This window comes from Halobacillus sp. SY10 (genome assembly GCF_045401165.1).
GTDB lineage: Bacteria > Bacillota > Bacilli > Bacillales > Halobacillaceae > Halobacillus > Halobacillus aidingensis.
This window is the reverse complement of record NZ_CP174345.1, coordinates 2,132,036-2,151,570: the sequence shown is the minus strand read 5'-3', so window position 1 is coordinate 2,151,570 and position 19,535 is coordinate 2,132,036. Positions and strand designations below refer to the sequence as shown.

Annotated in this window: 20 protein-coding genes; 18 read left to right on the top strand and 2 right to left on the bottom strand. The window is 41.8% G+C overall.

The annotated features are described in order from the left end of the window. Nucleotides 1-17: 17 nt before the first annotated feature. Nucleotides 18-758 (top strand): SDR family oxidoreductase, encoded by a 741-nt coding sequence (locus tag ACJA3J_RS10950; protein ID WP_406946247.1) that lies wholly within the window; start codon nt 18-20, stop codon nt 756-758. A gap of 36 nt (nt 759-794) precedes the next feature. Here ACJA3J_RS10950 and ACJA3J_RS10945 read toward each other — a convergent pair whose 3' ends face one another. Beyond that, nucleotides 795-1,070 carry an acylphosphatase gene (locus ACJA3J_RS10945; RefSeq protein ID WP_406946246.1) on the bottom strand — a complete coding sequence of 92 codons (276 nt, stop codon included), beginning with the start codon at nt 1,068-1,070 and terminating at the stop codon, nt 795-797. A 75-nt stretch (nt 1,071-1,145) separates the two neighbouring features. On the opposite strand from ACJA3J_RS10945, the gene ACJA3J_RS10940 reads away from it, so the two are divergent. The 16 genes from ACJA3J_RS10940 (at nt 1,146) to ACJA3J_RS10865 (ending at nt 18,170) form a co-directional block, all read left to right on the top strand. Continuing rightward, nucleotides 1,146-2,108: a P1 family peptidase gene (locus ACJA3J_RS10940; protein ID WP_406946245.1), complete on the top strand. Its 963-nt coding sequence runs from the start codon at nt 1,146-1,148 to the stop codon at nt 2,106-2,108. A 13-nt stretch (nt 2,109-2,121) separates the two neighbouring features. Then, nucleotides 2,122-3,003, top strand: a complete 882-nt coding sequence (locus ACJA3J_RS10935) for a gamma-glutamylcyclotransferase (protein WP_406946244.1) — start codon at nt 2,122-2,124, stop codon at nt 3,001-3,003. Further along, on the top strand, nt 3,000-3,824 hold the full coding sequence (locus ACJA3J_RS10930; RefSeq protein WP_406946243.1) for an alpha/beta hydrolase: 825 nt from the start codon (nt 3,000-3,002) through the stop codon (nt 3,822-3,824). Before ACJA3J_RS10935 ends, ACJA3J_RS10930 begins: the two co-directional genes overlap by 4 nt. Further along, nucleotides 3,821-4,870 carry a C45 family autoproteolytic acyltransferase/hydolase gene (locus ACJA3J_RS10925; RefSeq protein ID WP_406946242.1) on the top strand — a complete coding sequence of 350 codons (1,050 nt, stop codon included), beginning with the start codon at nt 3,821-3,823 and terminating at the stop codon, nt 4,868-4,870. The genes ACJA3J_RS10930 and ACJA3J_RS10925 overlap by 4 nt, the downstream gene beginning before the upstream one ends. 75 nt (nt 4,871-4,945) lie before the next feature. Next, nucleotides 4,946-8,533 carry a dynamin family protein gene (locus tag ACJA3J_RS10920; protein WP_406946241.1) on the top strand — a complete coding sequence of 1,196 codons (3,588 nt, stop codon included), beginning with the start codon at nt 4,946-4,948 and terminating at the stop codon, nt 8,531-8,533. Between the two features lie 157 nt (nt 8,534-8,690). After that, nucleotides 8,691-9,188 carry a superoxide dismutase family protein gene (locus tag ACJA3J_RS10915; protein WP_406946240.1) on the top strand — a complete coding sequence of 166 codons (498 nt, stop codon included), beginning with the start codon at nt 8,691-8,693 and terminating at the stop codon, nt 9,186-9,188. A 250-nt stretch (nt 9,189-9,438) separates the two neighbouring features. Further along, nucleotides 9,439-9,639: a cold-shock protein gene (locus ACJA3J_RS10910; protein ID WP_027954344.1), complete on the top strand. Its 201-nt coding sequence runs from the start codon at nt 9,439-9,441 to the stop codon at nt 9,637-9,639. A 76-nt stretch (nt 9,640-9,715) separates the two neighbouring features. Continuing rightward, on the top strand, nt 9,716-9,928 hold the full coding sequence (locus tag ACJA3J_RS10905; protein ID WP_089652505.1) for a cold-shock protein: 213 nt from the start codon (nt 9,716-9,718) through the stop codon (nt 9,926-9,928). Nucleotides 9,929-9,988: 60 nt separating this feature from the next. Beyond that, a complete protein-coding gene (locus tag ACJA3J_RS10900; protein WP_406946239.1) occupies nt 9,989-11,329 on the top strand; it encodes a DUF2252 domain-containing protein in 1,341 nt (446 codons plus the stop codon). Nucleotides 11,330-11,410: 81 nt separating this feature from the next. Next, entirely contained in the window at nt 11,411-13,027 is a 1,617-nt protein-coding gene (locus ACJA3J_RS10895) for an ABC-F family ATP-binding cassette domain-containing protein (RefSeq protein WP_089652503.1), read from the top strand. A 329-nt stretch (nt 13,028-13,356) separates the two neighbouring features. Beyond that, the gene (locus tag ACJA3J_RS10890; protein ID WP_089652501.1) at nt 13,357-14,175 is read left to right on the top strand and encodes a 3D domain-containing protein; all 819 of its coding nucleotides are present in this window, start codon (nt 13,357-13,359) and stop codon (nt 14,173-14,175) included. 127 nt (nt 14,176-14,302) lie between these two features. Beyond that, nucleotides 14,303-15,298: a zinc-binding dehydrogenase gene (locus tag ACJA3J_RS10885; protein WP_089652500.1), complete on the top strand. Its 996-nt coding sequence runs from the start codon at nt 14,303-14,305 to the stop codon at nt 15,296-15,298. 142 nt (nt 15,299-15,440) lie between these two features. Then, nucleotides 15,441-15,827, top strand: coding sequence for a helix-turn-helix transcriptional regulator (locus ACJA3J_RS10880; protein ID WP_244157174.1), 387 nt, complete (start codon nt 15,441-15,443; stop codon nt 15,825-15,827). Between the two features lie 18 nt (nt 15,828-15,845). Then, nucleotides 15,846-16,838: an LLM class flavin-dependent oxidoreductase gene (locus ACJA3J_RS10875; protein ID WP_406946238.1), complete on the top strand. Its 993-nt coding sequence runs from the start codon at nt 15,846-15,848 to the stop codon at nt 16,836-16,838. A gap of 256 nt (nt 16,839-17,094) precedes the next feature. Further along, nucleotides 17,095-17,181: a YjcZ family sporulation protein gene (locus ACJA3J_RS10870; RefSeq protein ID WP_008640034.1), complete on the top strand. Its 87-nt coding sequence runs from the start codon at nt 17,095-17,097 to the stop codon at nt 17,179-17,181. Nucleotides 17,182-17,297: 116 nt separating this feature from the next. Beyond that, nucleotides 17,298-18,170, top strand: coding sequence for a S1 RNA-binding domain-containing protein (locus ACJA3J_RS10865; protein ID WP_406946237.1), 873 nt, complete (start codon nt 17,298-17,300; stop codon nt 18,168-18,170). A gap of 88 nt (nt 18,171-18,258) precedes the next feature. Here the strand turns inward: ACJA3J_RS10865 and ACJA3J_RS10860 are convergent, their stop codons facing one another. Continuing rightward, nucleotides 18,259-18,747, bottom strand: a complete 489-nt coding sequence (locus ACJA3J_RS10860) for a YusW family protein (RefSeq protein WP_406946236.1) — start codon at nt 18,745-18,747, stop codon at nt 18,259-18,261. 154 nt (nt 18,748-18,901) lie between these two features. On the opposite strand from ACJA3J_RS10860, the gene msrB reads away from it, so the two are divergent. Further along, on the top strand, nt 18,902-19,486 hold the full coding sequence (gene msrB / locus ACJA3J_RS10855) for a peptide-methionine (R)-S-oxide reductase MsrB (protein ID WP_406946235.1): 585 nt from the start codon (nt 18,902-18,904) through the stop codon (nt 19,484-19,486). Nucleotides 19,487-19,535: the final 49 nt, after the last annotated feature.

Below are 19,535 nucleotides of genomic sequence, written 5' to 3'. Positions count from 1 at the left end.
AAGGGAGGACATAATTCATGACAAATCTAAAAAACCAGACAGCGATTATAACAGGTGCAAGCAGCGGAATCGGCAAAGCGATTGCCCATCATTTAGCAAATGAGGGTGCGAATGTCGTATTAGCAGCTAGAAGAGCAGAAAAATTGAATGAACTGGCAGAGGAAATTACTGAACAATACAATGTCGAAGCAAAAGTTATAGAAACAGATGTGACGAAACGAGAAGATGTAGAGAAGCTCGTTTCCGAAACGAAATCAGCGTTTAATACGGTGGACCTTTTCATTAATAATGCAGGAGTCATGCTGCTCTCCTTCTTAAAGAATGACCATGTGGATGAATGGGAACAGATGGTTGATGTTAATATAAAAGGGGTTTTATACGGCATCCACGCAAGCTTGCCTACGATGATTGAACAGGAGTCCGGTCATATCGTCAATGTTTCTTCTGTTGCGGGTCATGAAGTTTTTCCATCCAGTACCGTTTACAGCGCGACAAAATATGCTGTGAAAGCTCTTTCGATGGGAATGGAAAAAGAACTTTCTAAATCGGGAGTCCGGGTGACGAACGTTTCACCTGGGGCGGTGGATACAGAGCTGACTGACCACATTACGGACGAAGATGTTATTGAAATGTTCAAAAACCGTAGTATGAATCCATTGGAAGCGGATGACATTGCCCGTGCAGTCGCCTATGCCGTGACTCAGCCGTCATACGTGAATGTGAATGAAGTCATCGTTCGTCCCATGCATCAAAAGTAAATGGAAAAAAAGATGACCGCAGGGGTGCGGTCATCTTCATTGTACGACTTTAAATTTTTTATAGTCATTGATCTGATCATTATTTTTAACGTCGAGAGCTTCCACTTTACTGAATGGCGTAGGGCCCTCATCGATTTTTTTTATTAACTCCTGTAACTTTCCATGTTCTCCTTCCGCTTCAATAAGAACGGTACCATCTGGCTGGTTTTTCACCCATCCTGAAACACCGATCTGTTCAGCGATCTGTTTGGTAGCAGCACGGAAACCGACTCCTTGAACGCGGCCGTGAACAGTTATTTGATTGTTCTCCATTCTTCCACCTCCTCATCTATCCTCTTGTTTCCCCATAAATAGAATTCGGCAAACCTTTAGAAGGAGTGGATTTATATGAAAGAGATCGATATCACGGAAATTGAGGGATTTGTTTTTGGTCAAAAAGAAAGTGAAGATCATCACACAGGGTGTACTGTCATCCTGAGTCAAGATGGCGCCACGGCAGGTGTGGATGTCCGGGGCGGGGCACCTGGTACTAGGGAGACCGATGCGTTGAAATCCGAAAATCTTGTTCAGCAGGTTCACGGCCTATTTTTGTCTGGAGGCAGTGCCTTTGGCCTGGATGTTGGAGCAGGAGTGATGAAATATTTGGAAAAGGCAGGAATCGGTTTTGATGTAGGGGTCACTCGAGTACCCGTCGTCCCAGGTGCCATTTTATTTGATTTAAGAGAAGGTGACCAAGGGATGCGCCCGGATGCTAAAATGGGGTTTAAAGCTGCAGCATCCGCCTTTGAGAATTCCCATTTGAAACAAGGGAATTATGGTGCTGGTGCAGGGGCAACTGTTGGAAAAGGAAAAGGGCCTTCTTTTAGTATGAAAGGCGGATTGGGGCACTATGCCATTCAAATCGGAGACGTGAAAGTGGGAGCTGTCATCGCCGTTAATTGTTTTGGTGACGTCATCAACCCTGAAACTGGCCAAATCATCGCCGGTTTGCAGAAAGATGGAAAGTTTTTAAATAGTGAAGAAGTCATGATGAGTCAAATTATGGAGGGGCAGACCAATCGCTTTCGTGGGAATACGACCATCGGGGCCGTTGTTACGAATGCGAAGGTAGATAAACCAGCAGCAAATAAACTTGCGGACATGTCGCATAACGGGCTCTCCCGCACTATCCGTCCTTCCCATACGTTCGTTGATGGAGATACGATGTTTTTTGCGGGAGCAGGAAAAGTAACATGTGACTACAACAGCCTGGGAGTCGTGGCTGTAAGAGCTGTTGAAGGAGCGGTCCTAAATGCAGTGACTCATGCAAAATCAACAAAGAGTTTCTTATCAGCTAAAGATTTACAGTAGGAGGAACATTGAAATGAAGGTTTTTGTTTACGGTTCACTTTGCAAGAATCAGGAAAATCATTATTATATGAAAGAAGCGACGTTGCTTTCTGAACAGGCTTTTGTGAAAGGAACGTTATATACGGGTCACTCTTATTATCCCCTTTTTCTAAAAGATGCACAGGAAATCACCTATGGAGAATTGTACGATATTCCATCGTCTTTACTAGAGGAATTGGATGAATTAGAAGGCTATTCCAAAGAAACGGAGGACCCTTATTTCGTGCGAGAGACGTGCGAAGTTTCCACCCCGGATGGAGTAAAGGAAGCGTTTGTTTATTATTGGCCGCGTGAAGCACAGGGGGAAGTGGTCCACAATCACGATTGGAAAGTCCATCGGTACATTCAAAGCGACCATCTCTACTATTTTGCTTATGGGTCATGTATGGACAATTCCAGATTATGCGACCATGGAGTTGACCATTTATTTACTACAATTAAAGGGAAAGGAAAGCTCAGCGATTACAGGCTCGCTTTTTCCACTCATTTTGAAGACGGTTCGAGAGCCGACATTATCGAAGATCCCAGGGCTCACGTGGAAGGCGTTGTCTATGAAGTCGGAAAAGAGGCACGTGAGTATTTATATCAAAGGGAAGGGGTAGAAACGAAAGTCTACAGACCAACGATTGTCCATGTGGAAGGAGACGACGGAATCACCTTCCAGGCCCTTTCGTTTACGGTCATTGAAAAGCGTGCTGAAATCGCACCTCCTTTTCATTATGCTGAAGAAATTCATCGTGGAGGATCGAAATACCTGTCAGAAAATTATATGAAATCCATCGAATATAAATTTTTGGAAGAATGGAAAGTGCCTGAATTCAGAGCGTACCTGCAAAGAAAGGGATGGAAAGAATGACAGAGACCAAATGGTCGAGTTATATAGCCAGGGATTTTACTCGTTTGCAATATGCGGTTCTTAAGAAAAGAGCCTCCTTCAAGGAAGCGATTATTATCGTACACGGAATTACCGCCGAGTTTCATCATCATGAAGCGTTTGCTGATGAATGTTTACGCGACACTGATATTTATTTCCCTGTGTTGAGAGGCTACGACAAGAGTCCCAAGAGAGGGGACATTGATTATATAGGGCAGTATGATGATGATTTATTCGATTTCATCCATTTCATTGAAAAGAAAGGATATGAAAAAGTTACCTTGGCCGGACACTCCATGGGATGTGCCAACCTATTGAGATTAATTCAAAAAAACAAGAGGGCTGCCAGCGAATACTTGTTTATTGCTCCCTTCTTTCATCCTGCTTTACCGGTGTACCATCAGGATGCGACAGAACAGTCCACTGATCGAACTGATGTGGATTATACAGTATTCGACAAAAAAGTCATGCTTCTCATGACTTTGTATAAGATGAATATCCATCGATTCAATGACAGGACAGTTGCGGAGATTCCGGACGAATTCAACAAAAGTGAAAAACTAACCTTGAGTTTCCGGCTCCTTGCCTCGAGGTTTCTCGAAAAAATTCCTCCAGAATTGCTGAGTGATATAAAAGATAGAGTATCCATTTATGTTGGGAGTAAGGATGAAGTTCTATTACATGACGAGTTCAAACGTTACGTGAAAGAACACTGGAATGTTGAGGTCCACATCATTCAAGAAACAGATCACAACCATATCCTTCATCATCCTCAGTTACATGAGGAATGGGCGGGAAAATGAAACCTTTTTATTCCCAGTTGATCGCGTTTCGCGGTCGTTATGATGACTTTGGGTACGAACAAGGAGAACAATTAAAACGTACGCTGTTATATAAACATCATGAACAAAGACGGAAACGCTCGAGGCTTCGATATGATGTGGACATTCAAGTTGTTAAAGAACAAATGGACCTTTACTGCAAAGGCCTCTTCGATGAGCTTAGGGGTCTTGCTGAAGGATTACAATGGCCGCTTGATGAAGTCATTCATGAATACAGTGGGTATCAGCAGGATTGGGAAGGTTCAGGCTGTTCCATTTTAACGGGAAACGGGTACTTTGCCAGAAATTACGATTACCATCCCAAAACGTATGAGGGTCGTTTAGTTTTGTTTCAGCCCAAAGATGGCTATGCGAGCATTGGCCCATCCCAACGCATCATAGGACGCACAGACGGGATGAACGAACACGGACTTTGTATTGGATATAATTTCGTAAACAGAATTCACCCGGAAGACGGGTTTATTTGTTGTCTGCTGACTAGGATGGTCTTAGAAACATGCAAAACAACCAGCGAAGCGGTTCTCTTATTGAAGAAACTCCCTCATAGACATTCGTTTAACTATGTCGTGTTCGATGCAGAAGGCACATCAAAAATTATTGAGGGCTCTCCTCGCGGGGTCATCGTGAAAGAGGGGGTGGCTTGTACCAATCACTTCACAGAAATTGCCCGGGAAAACCGCAGGCATCTGTCCAATTCACAGGAAAGACTGGATGATCTGAAAAGTCGTCAAGCTTATACCCTTGATGAATTAGAGGCTTTTCATTTATTGAATGACTCATACGGTCCGATCTTTTCTCATGGGTATAAACAATGGACCGGTACGATTCATACAGCTTGTTACAGTCCTGAATCATTAACTCTTCATTTCGGACTCGGTGGAGATACAGTACCATCCGTGATTTCATTACGGGGTTGGCTGAATGGAAGAACAGCTCTTCCAAATAGAGTTTATGGGGAATTGAACACGGATGCAGCGATTCCCTATATGGATGACCCATCGTTTTGAGTATCTCCCTCTTGAGGAAACATAGCTCTTAAGAGTAGAATGAGGGAGGACATTGTACGGTAAAGGAGACGAGACATGAGCCATTTGACGGATATAAGCATCGATAAAATTCAGAATTTATACGCTTTTTTAAAAGATCAAGGAGATGAAGAACAACAAGAGAAGGTATTGGATTTATATGAAAAGTTGATTCATGAAGAAATGATGATTGGCTTTGCTGGTCACTTTTCAGCTGGTAAGTCGACATTGATTAATACGTTATTAGATAATGACCTTCTCCCTTCAAGCCCCATCCCCACTAGTGCGAACATTGTCCGGTTGAAGACAGGCGATCCCTATACGCTTGTTCATTTCCAGGATGGAACGGTCGTCCGGTATGATGCGGATATCGATCTGGAAACGATTAAAGCGCTCTGTAAAGATGGGGAGAAAATTACAGGACTTGAAATCTCACAACCAGGGCAGTCTTTGCCTCCTCATGTATCGATCGTCGATACACCCGGGGTGGATTCAACGAATGACGCCGACCGATTGATTACCGAATCATCTCTTCATTTGATGGATTACATGTATTATGTCATGGATTATAACCATGTCCAGTCTGAAGTGAATCTTATGTTTCTATTGGAAATGCAGCGGCGTAAGACACCTTTTTCAGTGGTCATCAACCAGGTGGATAAACATGTAGAAAGAGAGCTTTCTATTGAAAGCTATCAAAAAACGGTAACGAACGCCTTTGAAAAGTGGGGCATCACCCCTGAAGAAATCTACTTCACATCCTTGAGAGATTATTCCCTTCCTTTCAATGAGATTCAAGCGTTGAAGGAAGACTTCCGTATTCTCCTTTCGAAACCCCAACTTGAGAGACAAGCGGAAACACAAGTGGGATGGATTGCCGATGAAGCGGTGATGCATTATTCGGATCTTCTCGAAGATGAGATGGCACAACTTCGAGAAGAAAAGGAAAAGTGGGAGGAAATAATCGAAGAAAGTCCTTTCCATTCCAAAGAACTAGAAAACCAACAAGCTCTCCATGAAAAAGCAGAAGCAGATTTTCAGGAGAGAGTCAGTCAATTCATTTCGAACGCCTACCTTATGCCGAGCGCTCTTCGTGAATATGCAGAGGCTTATTTAGAGTCCGTACAGCCGGACTTTAAAGTGGGAATTCTTTTTACACAAAAGAAAACAGAAGAAGAACGGTTGGCAAGAGAACAGGCGTTTTACACGAAGCTCACAGAGTCTGTGGAGAAAAACCTGTACTGGCCGCTTCGTGAACGAATGCTTCAGTTGATGGAACACTATTCTGTCAGTGACCAGAAGCTTCTTGAACACGTGCAAAAGGAGACCTTCCATTATCCGAGAGAGCGGTTATATGCGCTTGTCGAACGAGGAGCGTCTGTCACAGGTTCTTATGTTTTACGCTACACCGATGATGTATCCAAAGATATCCAAAAGGAAGCGCGGCGTTTCATACAAGAATGGAAGCGTTTATTCCTCGAAGCAATTGCAGCCAATCAACAAGAAATGGTCGAACAGCATAAAGAAGTTTTTGAAGCGGCTGATAAAAAGCAAGAAATGGATAAACAACTAGAAGTTTTAAATGAAAGAATCAAAGAATACCGTTACAACCTAGAAGAATACCTGAAAGAAGAAAGCACGGAAGAAAATACGTTATGGATCAGGGATGCATGGAAGAAGCGGAAAGAGAAGGTGATCCGGAGGAGTGCGGATGAAATTCCTGCTGAACATTCGATCGTTGAAGAAGAGGAGATTGATCCTCGTCCTACGCCTTCTAAAAAGAGTGGATCTTCCATCGAACAGGCGCTCCACAGGGCGGATGAAACACTGAAAAACATCCATTCACTAGAAGGTACAAAGCGACTCTATGCTCAATTAGAGAAAAAACGGAACCGTCTGGATGACAGACATTATACCATCGCCCTATTTGGAGCATTCAGTGCGGGGAAATCCAGTTTTGCGAATGCTTTGCTTGGAGACCTGGTCCTGCCTGTTTCACCCAATCCGACCACGGCGACGATCAATAAAATATCTCCATCCAATGAGGAGAAACCGGACCGCTCGATTGATGCTTATGTGAAGATGGAAGCGGAGATGCTTGAAGATTTATCTCCTATTCTGGAGGACCTTGACCTCAGGGCTCATACACTTCAAGATGTACACACGAAAACTAAAAACTTGAAAGAAAAAGACTGGCAGGCGCTTGATCATAAGAAACATTCTTTTTTACGTGCCTTCATAGACGGTTATCCGAGTATGAAACCGAATCTAGGGAAACGTATCGATGTTTTATGGGATGATTTTTCTACGTATGTTTCTAAGGAAGAAAAATCCTGCTTTATCGAGTCTATGGAACTTTTCTATGACTGTCCGTGGACGGAAGCGGGAGTTACTCTCGTTGATACACCTGGAGCGGATTCCGTCAACGCGCGTCATACAGATGTGAGCTTTGAATACATCAAGGATTCTGATGCTGTTTTATTTGTCACCTATTATAACCACCCATTCTCACATGCTGATGAGACGTTCCTTAAACAACTAGGCCGTGTGAAGGACAGCTTTACTCTTGATAAAATGTTCTTCCTCATTAATGCAGCCGATTTAGCCTCATCTGACGAGGAACGGAAACAGGTGGAATCTTATGTGAGAGCGCAATTGAATGAATTCCAAATTCGTCATCCGAAACTTTTCTCTATTTCGAGTTTGCAAGCACTGGAAGAAAAGATGGAAGGCAAGGAAATGGATTCAGGCATTCAAGCGTTTGAAGAAAGTTTTCACTCCTTCCTTCATGAAGATCTCGCACAGATGATGATTCATGCGATTGATGAGGATATTAAAAGTATAAGGCAAGTCGTCGAGAACTTCATCGCTGCAAGTCAGCTAAGTGAACAAGAACGCCTTGAAGAAATAGAGAAGAGTAAAGAAGAACAACATCACATTTCCGGAACCCTTGAGAAGAGCTTCGACCAGGGAGCGGAAGATGCCATCCATAACAAAGCAGGTAAACAGATTCACTACGTACATGAACGAATGATGTTGAATTTCAATGATTTGTTCAAGCGACATTTCAATCCAGCGACCATTCAAAACCATGGAGATGCCAAAGAGTCATTGAAGGCTGCTCAGATGCAGCTCCTCGATGAATTGAGTTTTGAAATGCTTCAGGAAGTCAAAGCAGTCTGTGTCCGTATGGAGCGCTTCATGGACCAGTTAGTGAATCAGACGAAAGAACGGATCGAAAGTGATCTATATAAAATCCGTCCGACCCTTCAACTGTCAATGATCGAAGAAGGAACATTTCCTCTTCCAATCCTCAGTGGACATGTTGATATGGAGGAAAAAGAAAAAGCAAGCCTGCGAAAATTGTTCAGAAACCCTAAAGCGTTTTTTGAAAGAAATGAGAAAGAAGAGATGAAGGATTCCATGTCAGCCATCATTTCCAGAGAATTGAAAGCTCAATTGGAAACACTCGAATCATTAGTTGTCGATCATTATACAGAGTTATGGCGGAGAAGATACATGGAATGTATGAATATATGGAAAGAAGATGTATCGGATCATTTTACCCAGCTTCAGTCTCACCTTGAGCGACCAGAAAACACCCAGGACCTTGAACACATCCTTTCTCAAATTCCGAAGTTCTAATTCACTGAACCAACACATAAGGTAATACATCAGCATCCCCCTCTTCTAAGGATTTCTTCCTCCTCCTCGGAAAAGGGGGATTTGCTATGCACTGACTCCATTGGTCTAAGGGCGAAGCGGAGGTCATAAGAATAGACAGAAAGGAGGGTGTTGTTTATTGTATATCCAAAACGGTCCGTATAGACAAACGTATGCTTCTGAAACGGCACAGGCAAAATTTTTAAGTAGTCCACTTGCTCCCAACATGAAAGGGACCATGCAATTTTACCAAATGCCTTACGGAGTCGAAGTCTTTGTTCAGGTGGAAGGGCTGCCTGATTTTAAAAAGCCAAAAAACGGAAAGCAGGTCGGACCTCATGGGTTTCACATCCATGAAAAAGGAGTTTGCGAAATCGGGGACGGCAAAGATCCCTTCGCCTCTGCCGGGGGACACTGGAATCCAGACGAGCAGCCGCACGGGAATCATGCGGGAGACTTCCCTGTATTGTTTTCCAATCAAGGAAGAGCAAGAATGATATTTTTCACGGACCGCTTTAACGTGGGTGACATTATCGGGAAATCGGTGATTATCCATGAAGGGCCTGATGACTACGAGTCCCAGCCAAGCGGAAATGCAGGAAAACGAATCGCTTGTGCCATCATAGAAAGATCATAATTTAATGGAATAATTCGCCTTCACACTGTATATACTAGTCGTGTAACGTTAATAGCGCACTCTGCTTGACTTCACCGGTGAGTCATAGTATAGTGTATAAAAGGATAAAATTTACCAATATTCAGAAGTTCGCACTTCCAATCACCTATTATAAAGAGTGATCAATCTTATTGGTACTTTTTATAATATGTGATTTTTTCTTTATTGCAAAACGCATATTAATTTTTGAAACATTGGAGGATCCATCCCTATGAAAACAGGTACAGTGAAGTGGTTTAACGCGGAAAAAGGTTTTGGTTTTATCGAGGTTGAAGGTGAAGACGATGTATTTGTACACTTCAGCGCGATCAACGAAGAAGGCTTCAAGTCTCTAGAGGAAGGTCAAGCTGTAGAGTTTGAAGTGACAGAAGGAAATCGCGGACCACAAGCTGCAAACGTCACGAAACTATAATAAAAAATAGAAAGAGACTGGCTTTTGAAGGTCAGTCTCTTTTATATCATGACATTCTAAAGGGGGGGCTACGCCGATGGCTTTCGGAAAGAAAAATCAGGCTGAGATCAAAGAAGAAGATACGAAGATATGGGTTTGTACATCCGAAGATTGCAACTGTTGGATGAGAGACAACTTCAGAACCAATAATAACAAGAAGTGTCCAATGTGCGGAAGTGATATGGAAGAAGAAAACAAAGTGCTTCAAGTTGTAGAAAACAATAGTTTATACTATAAAGCAGAGTCATAATGAAAAAAGCGATTGCTTCTCAGGCAATCGCTTTTTCTTATATCTAAGGGAGGAGAGACGATGGACCAAAAAGTAAAGCAGATGCTTGAAACAAAACAAATGTTAAGAAAGAATTCGCTGTCTACTGTTTTAGACAAATTTGATGGGGATATAATGGCATTAACGGAGAAAGAGCGAAAGAAGAAATATAACAAAATGAAAGCCGATCCTTACAGCTTTTTCAGAGGAAGCGCCTACCTGTTCTTTCATGATACGACAGATCTGCCTTTTACCTTTCATACACCGAGGGACAGACCGACATGGATCATGGGAGATTTACATTTCAACAACTTCAGTGTTTTTCAAAACGAAAACAAGCAGATCGTCTTTGATGTGGACGACTTCGATGAAGGATACCTTGGTTCTTATCTTTACGATGTCTTACGCATGGTTGTTAGTATACGTCTGATGATGCATTCCTTTTCGTATGACGATGAGGCTAAAGAACAGATGGTCCATCGTTATTTGAAAACGTACTTAAAACAAATGCAAGCCTACAATGATCGAGAATTAAGTCCGGAAAAAGTCCAATTTACGAAAGAGTCAGCGAAAGGTCCTGTTAAAAAGGCGATAAACAAAGCGGAGCAAAGAAGTTTGTCACACGAACTGAAAAAGCAGACCATCATCAACCACGATTCCATTCGGTCTTTCGATATCGGGAAGGACAAGCTGTCTTCTGTTCCTAAACACGAAAAACGAATGTTAGAAAAAGCGTGGGAGGACTATTATCATTCTCTGGACGCAAAGAAAAAGAAGTCGAAGGACTATTACCGGATCAAAGATGTGGTCAAAAAGACAGGAGCGGGAATCGGTTCGACAGGTTTGAAAAGATATTACATTCTCATTGAAGGCGAGTGTCACGAAGACCATGAGGATGATATTATCCTTGAAGCGAAAGAAGCACGAACTCCAGTACCTGCTTACTTCTTTCCTTATGATGAGGCATTTTGGAACGATCACAAACACCAGGGAAGAAGAGTCATTCACACCCAGCAGGCGATGCACCACCTTTCCGATCCATTTCTCGGATATTTCACGATGGACGGTAAAGACTTTTACGTCCGGGAACGCTCGCCTTTTTCCAAGGATGTAAAAGAAAAACATTTAAGTGATCTTAAGTCTGTCAAACAGACGGTAAAGACGATGGCAAAAGTGAGTGCGAAAATCCACGCGAGGGCTGATGTGGATATTGACGAAGGAATGCTCGACTATCATAGTGAAGACAGCATTATGGAAGCGGTCGGGACTGAGAAAAAGAGGTTCCGACAGCAGCTCAGTTTATGGGCCGAGCATTATGAAAAAAAGGTATATGAAGATTATGATTTGTTTCTTGAGTGGGGAAGTGAGCGTGGATATTTTTAATATCTCAGGCGGCTATCATACAACGCTCAAGAATGATATAATTTCTATGTTATAGAAACAAGAGTACTGGAGGATTATCACATGTTAACAGTAAATAATGTAAGTCTTCGGTTCGGCGACCAAAAGTTGTTTGAAGACGTAAATATAAAATTCACTCCCGGCAATTGCTATGGGCTGATTGGTGCGAACGGTGCAGGGAAATCTACATTCTTAAAGATTTTGAGTGGTGAGATCGAGGCTCAAACGGGTGATGTAAGTTTGAAGAAGGATCAGCGTTTGGCCGTTTTGAAACAGAACCATTTCGAATATGACGAATATCAAGTACTTGAAACCGTCATTATGGGGCATACACGTCTATATGAGGTGATGAAAGAAAAAGATGCCATCTATATGAAAGGCGACTTTTCAGAAGAAGACGGCATGCGTGCAGCGGAACTTGAAGGAGAATTCGCTGAAATGAATGGATGGGAAGCGGATTCTGATGCGGCCCGTTTATTGAAAGGGTTAGGCATTGGCGAAGAGCTTCATGATAAGAAAATGAGTGAACTGCAAGGGTCTGAAAAAGTGAAGGTTCTTCTTGCACAAGCGCTGTTCGGTAATCCGGATGTTCTTCTTCTCGATGAGCCGACCAACCACCTCGATATTAAAGCGATCCAATGGTTGGAAGACTTTTTGATTGATTTTGAAAATACAGTCATTGTGGTTTCCCACGACCGTCACTTCTTGAACAATGTCTGTACTCATATCGCAGACCTTGACTTTGGAAAAATCCAGGTTTATGTCGGAAACTATGACTTCTGGTATGAGTCCAGTCAATTAGCGCAGAAAATGGCTTCAGAACAGAATAAGAAAAAAGAAGAAAAGATTAAGGATTTGAAAGAGTTCATTGCGCGTTTCAGTGCCAATGCCTCCAAATCCAAACAAGCGACGTCACGTAAAAAGCTACTAGATAAAATCACGCTGGATGATATCCAACCTTCTTCCAGAAAGTATCCTTACATTGCATTTAATGCGGACCGTGAAATCGGAAATGACTTGCTGACAGTTGAAAACCTTTCAAAGACGGTGGATGGAGAGAAAGTATTGGACAATGTCAGCTTTACCCTTAATAAAGACGATAAAGTGGCCCTTGTTGGTTCAAATGAAGTTGCCAAAACGACACTTTTCCAAATCCTTATGGGTGAGGTTGAACCGGATGAAGGTACCTATAAATGGGGGGTAACGACTTCTCAAAGTTACTTCCCTAAAGATAACTCGGAATTCTTCGAAGGTTCGAATTTGAACCTTGTCGAGTGGCTGCGTCAGTATTCACCAGAAGATGAAACAGAAACGTTCCTACGGAGCTTCCTTGGACGTATGCTGTTCTCAGGAGAAGAGGCACTTAAGAAAGCGAATGTCCTTTCAGGTGGAGAGAAGGTGCGCTGCATGCTTTCTAAAATGATGCTTTCTGGTGCGAACGTTCTTCTTCTAGATGAACCGACGAACCACCTTGATCTAGAGTCCATCACTTCCTTGAACAAAGGATTGATTAATTTCAAAGGTTCTGTCATTTTTGCATCCCATGACCATGAGTTCATTCAGACGATTGCTAATCGTATTATAGAAATTACGCCTAATGGTAAGGTTGTCAATAAAGAGATGACATATGATGAGTTCTTGAACGACCCGGAAGTTCAAAAGCAAGTAGCAGCTAAATAAGAATGTGATAAAAGCACAGATCCTCTAAGGATCTGTGCTTTTTTTCGCTAAAATATGTTTTTTTCTATCATTTTCGGGTAAAAAATCTATGAATAATCAAATATTCCTTTTTGTAGAATGATGGCGAAATCAAGAAAAACACGGGCATTTTTGACCGTTTGACGGTACAAATGCTCCTTTTGTAATGGCTGTGAAATATGGATGTTATGTTTGCAAACAAACTGTTGCTTGTTTGTTCTTAATTTATCCTGAGATTCTGTTAATCTTGTAATTGTGAACGGATCACCTAAATACATAGGGATCGACCAATCAAGAGGAGGCAGAATTTCATGAAAAAAACTGTATTTTCTGTGGTAGCAACTGTCGCATTAACTGGAGCATTCGCCACAACGGTAAGTGCCCACGAAACGGAATATAAAATCGATAAAGGGGATACTCTTTGGGGAATCTCCCAGAAATATGACGTCAGCGTTCAAGACTTGAAGACATGGAATGGTTTAAATTCAAACCTTATTTACCCAAATCAAACATTAAAAGTAGCTAATGAGTCTAAATCCAGCACACCTTCATCTACTACGTCTTCCAACACATCCACTTACACAGTGAAGTCTGGAGACACGTTGTTCGCCATTTCTCAAAAATTCAATATTTCAGTCGATCAGCTGATGGCGTGGAACAACCTGACTTCCACCCTCATTCATCCTGGCGACCAGTTCAAAGTTGATGGACAAGCTGTACAAACGTCTGCTCCAAGTTCGAACAGCAGCTCAAGCAATAGTTCTAGCAGTAATTCAAGTGACAGCACATCAACAGCAACGCAAACAAGCACAAGCGAAGATACAAGCAATGATGTGGTGAAAGAGTTTACGGCTGAAGCTACGGCTTATACCGCTTACTGCACAGGATGCAGCGGTGTAACAGCTACTGGAATCGACTTGCGTGCGAATCCGGATCAAAAAGTCATTGCTGTAGATCCGAACGTCATTCCACTTGGATCTAAAGTATATGTCGAAGGTTACGGAACGGCAATCGCTGGAGATACTGGCGGTGCCATCAACGGCAACCGTATCGATATTTTCATGCCTTCCCGTGAAGAGGCACTTTCCTTTGGTAGACAATCAGTTAAAGTTCAAGTACTAGCAGACTAATTTCATATAGTATAGAAAAAACTCTTTTCTGTGGATTCAGAAAGGAGTTTTTTTATGCGACTTATTTTGATAACCAGGCACTTATTGGTAGACTGAAGACAATTGTAAAAGAAGGGAGAAGATATGAATGAGAGCAATTGTACATGAAGAAAAAGAAGGACTTGAAGGTTTGAAGGTAAAAGAGATGCCAGAACGTCAAATCAGTGACAACGAAGTGAGAGTAAAGGTACATACAGCAGGGATGAACCGTAGGGATTTAGCGGTCGTCACGAAGCGGCATAAAGCAGATGATCCTGCTTTGATACCTGGGTCAGATGCTTCCGGCATTGTAGAAACAGTAGGAGGAAATGTCACCAAGTTTCAACCAGGTGACGAAGTCATTGTCAATCCTGGACTCGGTTGGCAGGAAAACAGCGATGCACCTCCAGAAGGATTTGAAATCGTCGGCCTTCCGGATCACGGGACATTTGCAGAATATTACACATGTACAGAGGACCATCTTGAACGAAAACCTGAGCATTTGTCTTTTGAAGAAGCAGGCGTTCTTCCATTAGCCGCACTGACCGCCTATCGGGCCTTGTTTACAAGAGGGAATCTTGAAGCGGGTCAAACGGTCATGCTGCCGGGAATTGGCAGCGGAGTCCTTACCTTTTGCCTGAAGTATGCGAAAGCAATCGGGGCAAGAGTCATCGTAACTTCCCGATCAGAAAGCAAACAAAAGGAAGCCTTGAACCTAGGAGCTGATCTAGCCATTTCTACAGAAGAAGATTGGCAGGAGGCTCTAGCTTCTGAACAGGTGGACCTCCTCATCGAAACTATTGGTAATGCTACGTTTAATAAGTCATTGGGGGTTGTTCGTAAGGGAGGAACAATTGTCACTTTTGGGTCGACGACAGAAGATGAAGTGACATTTAATATCCGACAGTTCTTCTACGGGCAGTATAATTTGCTTGGTTCCACGATGGGAAGTGCCGAGGAATTGCGTGAGATGCTCGGTTTTATAAGCGACCACAAAATAAAACCTCAACTGGATAAGATTTTTACGATGGATCAGTATAAAGAAGCTTTCGAATACATTCAAGAATCCAAAAATTTCGGAAAAATTGCCATTAAAGTACGTTAACTCGTTCTACTTTAAACTTAGTAGCAACTCCGAAATTAAAGCAAAATCATAATATTTAAGCGAACGAATGTGCGTATAATTGGACAATTCATCCATCTTTTGTTGTAGAATGATAGAAAGACCATTTTATGACAAGGGGTGGATGATTTTGTCTCATAAAAACAATCCGAAACGATTTGCTTTAAACATGAGTGCCGCACAATTTACGAAGTTTTATATCATGCACCTGTTACAAGTTCATCAGCCGATGATCAGTGAACATTTCAAAGCAGAGTTCAAAAAACTTACGAAGAATTGGATTCCCGCACCTTCCACATTACTAGATACCCTACATGAAATGACAGAGCAAGGTTTATTATACCGTAAGGATGATTACAAATCACATGATAAGAAAAGACAAAAGGTTTACTGGTATTACCTTACGGATGATGGCAAAGAAGAATTCGATGTATTAAAGAAACGTTATAAGCTTTTATTCGAAGAACAGATGCAAATACTAAAACAAATTATGGATGACGTGTACAAATAAAAGAAAGGTGAGCTTGCATTGAAACTAAGTGTGCTTGATCAAAGCCCGATCTCCGAGGGGGACTCTGCTCAAAAAGCGTTACAACAATCAGTGGAATTGGCAAAATACACAGAGGAATTAGGATTTCACAGGTATTGGGTTGCTGAACATCACAATACCAATGGCCTTGCCAGTACGTCTCCTGAAATACTTATATCCATGATTGCCCAATCCACAATAACGATTCGAGTTGGATCAGGTGGTGTCTTACTTCCACAGTACAGCCCATTGAAAGTAGCTGAAAATTTCCGCATGCTTGAAGCTTTTTTTCCTGGAAGAGTCGACCTAGGTCTCGGCCGTTCCCCAGGAGGTGGGCCAAAGACAAGGCTTGCCCTAACTGATGGAATTGAGAAGCCCCTCAGTTCTTTTTCGAGGCAAGTGAAAGAGCTGAAACAGTTCTTACAAGGATCCACTCCTAAAGATGATCGATTCTTCGGTGTAAAAGCTCGGCCGGAAACCGAACATCAGCCTGAACTATGGGTTCTTGGATTGACAGAGCGAGGTGCCAAACATGCAGCTCTGAATGGGACAGGGTTCACTTTTGGTCATTTCATCAACCCTGATCATGGAAAGGCATCCATTGCCACCTATAGGGAGCGATTCAAAGGATCGGATATGAAAGAACCAAGCGTGAATGTGTGTATATTCGTCGTTTGCGGAGAAACAGAAGAAGAGGCAGAGGAGCTGGCCAAAAGCCAAGACCTCTGGTTGCTTCGGGTGGAAAAAGGGCTGGATACCCGTGTACCCTCTATAGATGTGGCCAGAGACTACCCTTATACAAAAAAACAGATGGAGAAAATAAGTAAAAATCGAAGACGCTGCATTATCGGAAACCCAGATCAAGTGAAAGCTCAATTGGAAGAACTGTCTGAATACTACGGTACGGATGAGTTTTTAATCATTACGAATATATTCGACTTTGAAGAAAAGAAAAAATCCTACCACAGAATCGCTCAGTCGTTTCAGAATTAATTAAACCTCATTATAAATAAGCTCCCGATTGTGGAAACCTCAGTTTCGAGATGTTTTCGGGCTTCAATTGCTATAATGGGAGTCAGGGGTGGCTTGAAAGCGAGTCATTCCCCGCAGACCCCATCCACTCAAAAAACATCTCGAAAATGACTCTTTGGTTGATAGCATTTATACGCCTAATCCTCAGGTAGCTAAGCCTTTTACCCATACCGATTCTTACCCATCTTCATATAAAGAAGTAAAGGGGGGAATTGGAATGAGTAAAGGATATGGTGGAGGCTTTGCGCTAATCGTTGTTTTGTTTATTCTCCTAATTATTGTAGGAGCTTCTTGGTGGTATTAATCACATCAAAGCGTGGCAGATGCCACGCTTTTTCATTTATAATAAATCATCGTTTTAAAATGGATCGATGTAAGCTATAATAAGTACCATTACGTTACGAAAAAGGATGAAATTACATGAAAGATGTCAATATATTGGGAACAATCCAACAAGGAAAAATTAAAAAGAAAATCACAGAAGGCTTCATTGTTGATATTCAAAATGAAGAGTTTGTACTCCTGGACGAAGATGTAACCGAAGAGATTGAACTGGACGAAAGCAGAGACATGTTCATTTATGAAAATAAGAAAGGACAAGCTTCTGCGACAATGGAAATTCCGGAAGTTACCAAAGATACTTATGGATGGGCTGAAGTCGTAGAAGTTGTTCCGAATATGGGTGTATTCGTTGATATCGGCTTAAACAATAAGGATATTCTTGTTTCCTCCGATCATCTACCTCTTCTTAAATCCGTTTGGCCAAAAGAAGGTGATCATTTATTTGTCAGTTTAGAACTAGATAAAAAAGGTCGTCTTTTGGCAGAACCTATTTCTGAACAGGAAGTCATGGATGATCTGGAACCTGCCCCCAAAGAAGTTCTTGGACAAGAAGTGACCGCTCGTGTGTATCGAGCGACGAAAGCAGGTTCAACGGTATTATCTGGAGAGGGCTACCGAGGGTTCGTCCACCCAAGTGAAAGGAAAGAAGAACCAAGACTTGGAGAAACGATTACAGCTAGAATCATTGATGTAAAAGACGATGGGACAATCAATTTATCTCTTCGTCCTCTAAAACAAGAGGGGATGAAGGAAGATGCAGAGGTTATCTATGAATATTTACAAGAAAACGATGGTGTCATGTTCCTTCATGATAAAAGTGATCCAGAAGACATCCGAAAAACTTTTAAAATCAGTAAGTCAGCATTCAAACGAGCCCTTGGACAATTGATGAAAGAACGAAAAATTATTCAAGAAAATGGAAAAACAGTAATCAATCATGATCGCACTTAAAACTTAGTAGCAACTCCGAAACTAAATAAAATATAAAAAACAAGCATCTAAGTCATTTAACAAAGGTGCTTGTTTTAGTTTACATCCCTTAATCTTCGTATTCTGCCTCTAAGCCGTTGCTGTAAATAACCCTTAACTTAAATTCCTTATACGTTTCATCAAGACCGAAAACTTGTAAAACATCTTCAATCACTTCTTGTTCAGATGAATCTTCATCAAAACTGAGTTCCATGAAATGAGGAGTCAGTTGATCAAGCGCCTTTTCTCCTGAAATCTTTTCTTCCCCGATTTCGTGGATCACAGCACGGGTTTGAGATTCATTCGATACGTATTGGATTTCATAAGAGAGTGTATCTACATAATCAATTTCCAGATCAAATTGTTGAAACGGAAGAGCTTTTCTCGCATTATCCACCTTTTCATTCGTTTCGTAATTCATATCATTGAGTGAATCGGTGGTGGGGGAAGTAGATAATTGTTTTTGTTCATAATCCTTCATTTCTACTCCAGTGTTATCAGCCGTACATCCACTCATGACGATGAGGCCTATGGCCAATATTGAGGTTACAGTTTTCATTGAAGATCCCTCCATTTATATCCTTTTCTTAGGATGGACAAATATTACTGATTTCATAACTTTCGTTCATATATGATGAGCACTGAAATTTTTTGAACACTAGCTAGCATGGTAAGATTGAGATACAACACTTTAAAATTAGGGAGGAGAAGGAATGAAAAAGATGACAGCAGGAGCGATCACCATTCTATTACTATTGAGTGTCGGCGTCCTTTTCTTTTTCAATAAAAATTCTGGAGCTTCTACAACCAGTGAATCTGAAGACGCGAAGAGAGTAGAGTTATATAACGGTGAAGTGGTTGAGTATTCTGACCAAGACTTAAAAAAGAAGCTTACGGATATCCAATATGAAGTAACACAAGAAGACGGCACAGAAAAAGCTTTTGATAATGACTACTGGGACAATAAGGAAGAGGGGATCTATGTAGACATCCTCTCAGGAGATCCGTTGTTCAGTTCGACAGATAAATATAAATCAGGCACAGGATGGCCGAGCTTCACGAAGCCAATCCTTGAGGGAAATATCACGACAAAGGATGATCCAGGGATTTTCGGAATGAGGACAGAAGTAAGAAGTAAACAAGGAGATAATCATCTTGGTCACGTATTTGAAGATGGCCCAGAACCAACAGGGTTGAGATACTGCATGAATAGTGCAGCCATGGAGTTTATTCCTAAGCAGGAGATGAAAAAGCGTGGATATAGAGAGTTTTTGTATTTGTTTGAAGAAGAAGGGTAATGCGCCTTTCTTCTTTTTTATTGAAAATGATTCTCATTGACGGAGTACG

Coding starts and splice junctions, on each gene's coding strand:
- ACJA3J_RS10905 (WP_089652505.1), top strand. CDS start 9,716: ATGGCTTTCGGAAAGAAAAATCAGGCTGAGATCAAAGAAGAAGATACG.
- ACJA3J_RS10885 (WP_089652500.1), top strand. CDS start 14,303: ATGAGAGCAATTGTACATGAAGAAAAAGAAGGACTTGAAGGTTTGAAG.
- ACJA3J_RS10860 (WP_406946236.1), bottom strand. CDS start 18,747: ATGAAAACTGTAACCTCAATATTGGCCATAGGCCTCATCGTCATGAGT.
- msrB (WP_406946235.1), top strand. CDS start 18,902: ATGAAAAAGATGACAGCAGGAGCGATCACCATTCTATTACTATTGAGT.
- ACJA3J_RS10890 (WP_089652501.1), top strand. CDS start 13,357: ATGAAAAAAACTGTATTTTCTGTGGTAGCAACTGTCGCATTAACTGGA.
- ACJA3J_RS10950 (WP_406946247.1), top strand. CDS start 18: ATGACAAATCTAAAAAACCAGACAGCGATTATAACAGGTGCAAGCAGC.
- ACJA3J_RS10930 (WP_406946243.1), top strand. CDS start 3,000: ATGACAGAGACCAAATGGTCGAGTTATATAGCCAGGGATTTTACTCGT.
- ACJA3J_RS10880 (WP_244157174.1), top strand. CDS start 15,441: ATGATTTTGTCTCATAAAAACAATCCGAAACGATTTGCTTTAAACATG.
- ACJA3J_RS10935 (WP_406946244.1), top strand. CDS start 2,122: ATGAAGGTTTTTGTTTACGGTTCACTTTGCAAGAATCAGGAAAATCAT.
- ACJA3J_RS10865 (WP_406946237.1), top strand. CDS start 17,298: ATGAAAGATGTCAATATATTGGGAACAATCCAACAAGGAAAAATTAAA.
- ACJA3J_RS10900 (WP_406946239.1), top strand. CDS start 9,989: ATGGACCAAAAAGTAAAGCAGATGCTTGAAACAAAACAAATGTTAAGA.
- ACJA3J_RS10925 (WP_406946242.1), top strand. CDS start 3,821: ATGAAACCTTTTTATTCCCAGTTGATCGCGTTTCGCGGTCGTTATGAT.
- ACJA3J_RS10895 (WP_089652503.1), top strand. CDS start 11,411: ATGTTAACAGTAAATAATGTAAGTCTTCGGTTCGGCGACCAAAAGTTG.
- ACJA3J_RS10910 (WP_027954344.1), top strand. CDS start 9,439: ATGAAAACAGGTACAGTGAAGTGGTTTAACGCGGAAAAAGGTTTTGGT.
- ACJA3J_RS10940 (WP_406946245.1), top strand. CDS start 1,146: ATGAAAGAGATCGATATCACGGAAATTGAGGGATTTGTTTTTGGTCAA.
- ACJA3J_RS10920 (WP_406946241.1), top strand. CDS start 4,946: ATGAGCCATTTGACGGATATAAGCATCGATAAAATTCAGAATTTATAC.
- ACJA3J_RS10945 (WP_406946246.1), bottom strand. CDS start 1,070: ATGGAGAACAATCAAATAACTGTTCACGGCCGCGTTCAAGGAGTCGGT.
- ACJA3J_RS10870 (WP_008640034.1), top strand. CDS start 17,095: ATGAGTAAAGGATATGGTGGAGGCTTTGCGCTAATCGTTGTTTTGTTT.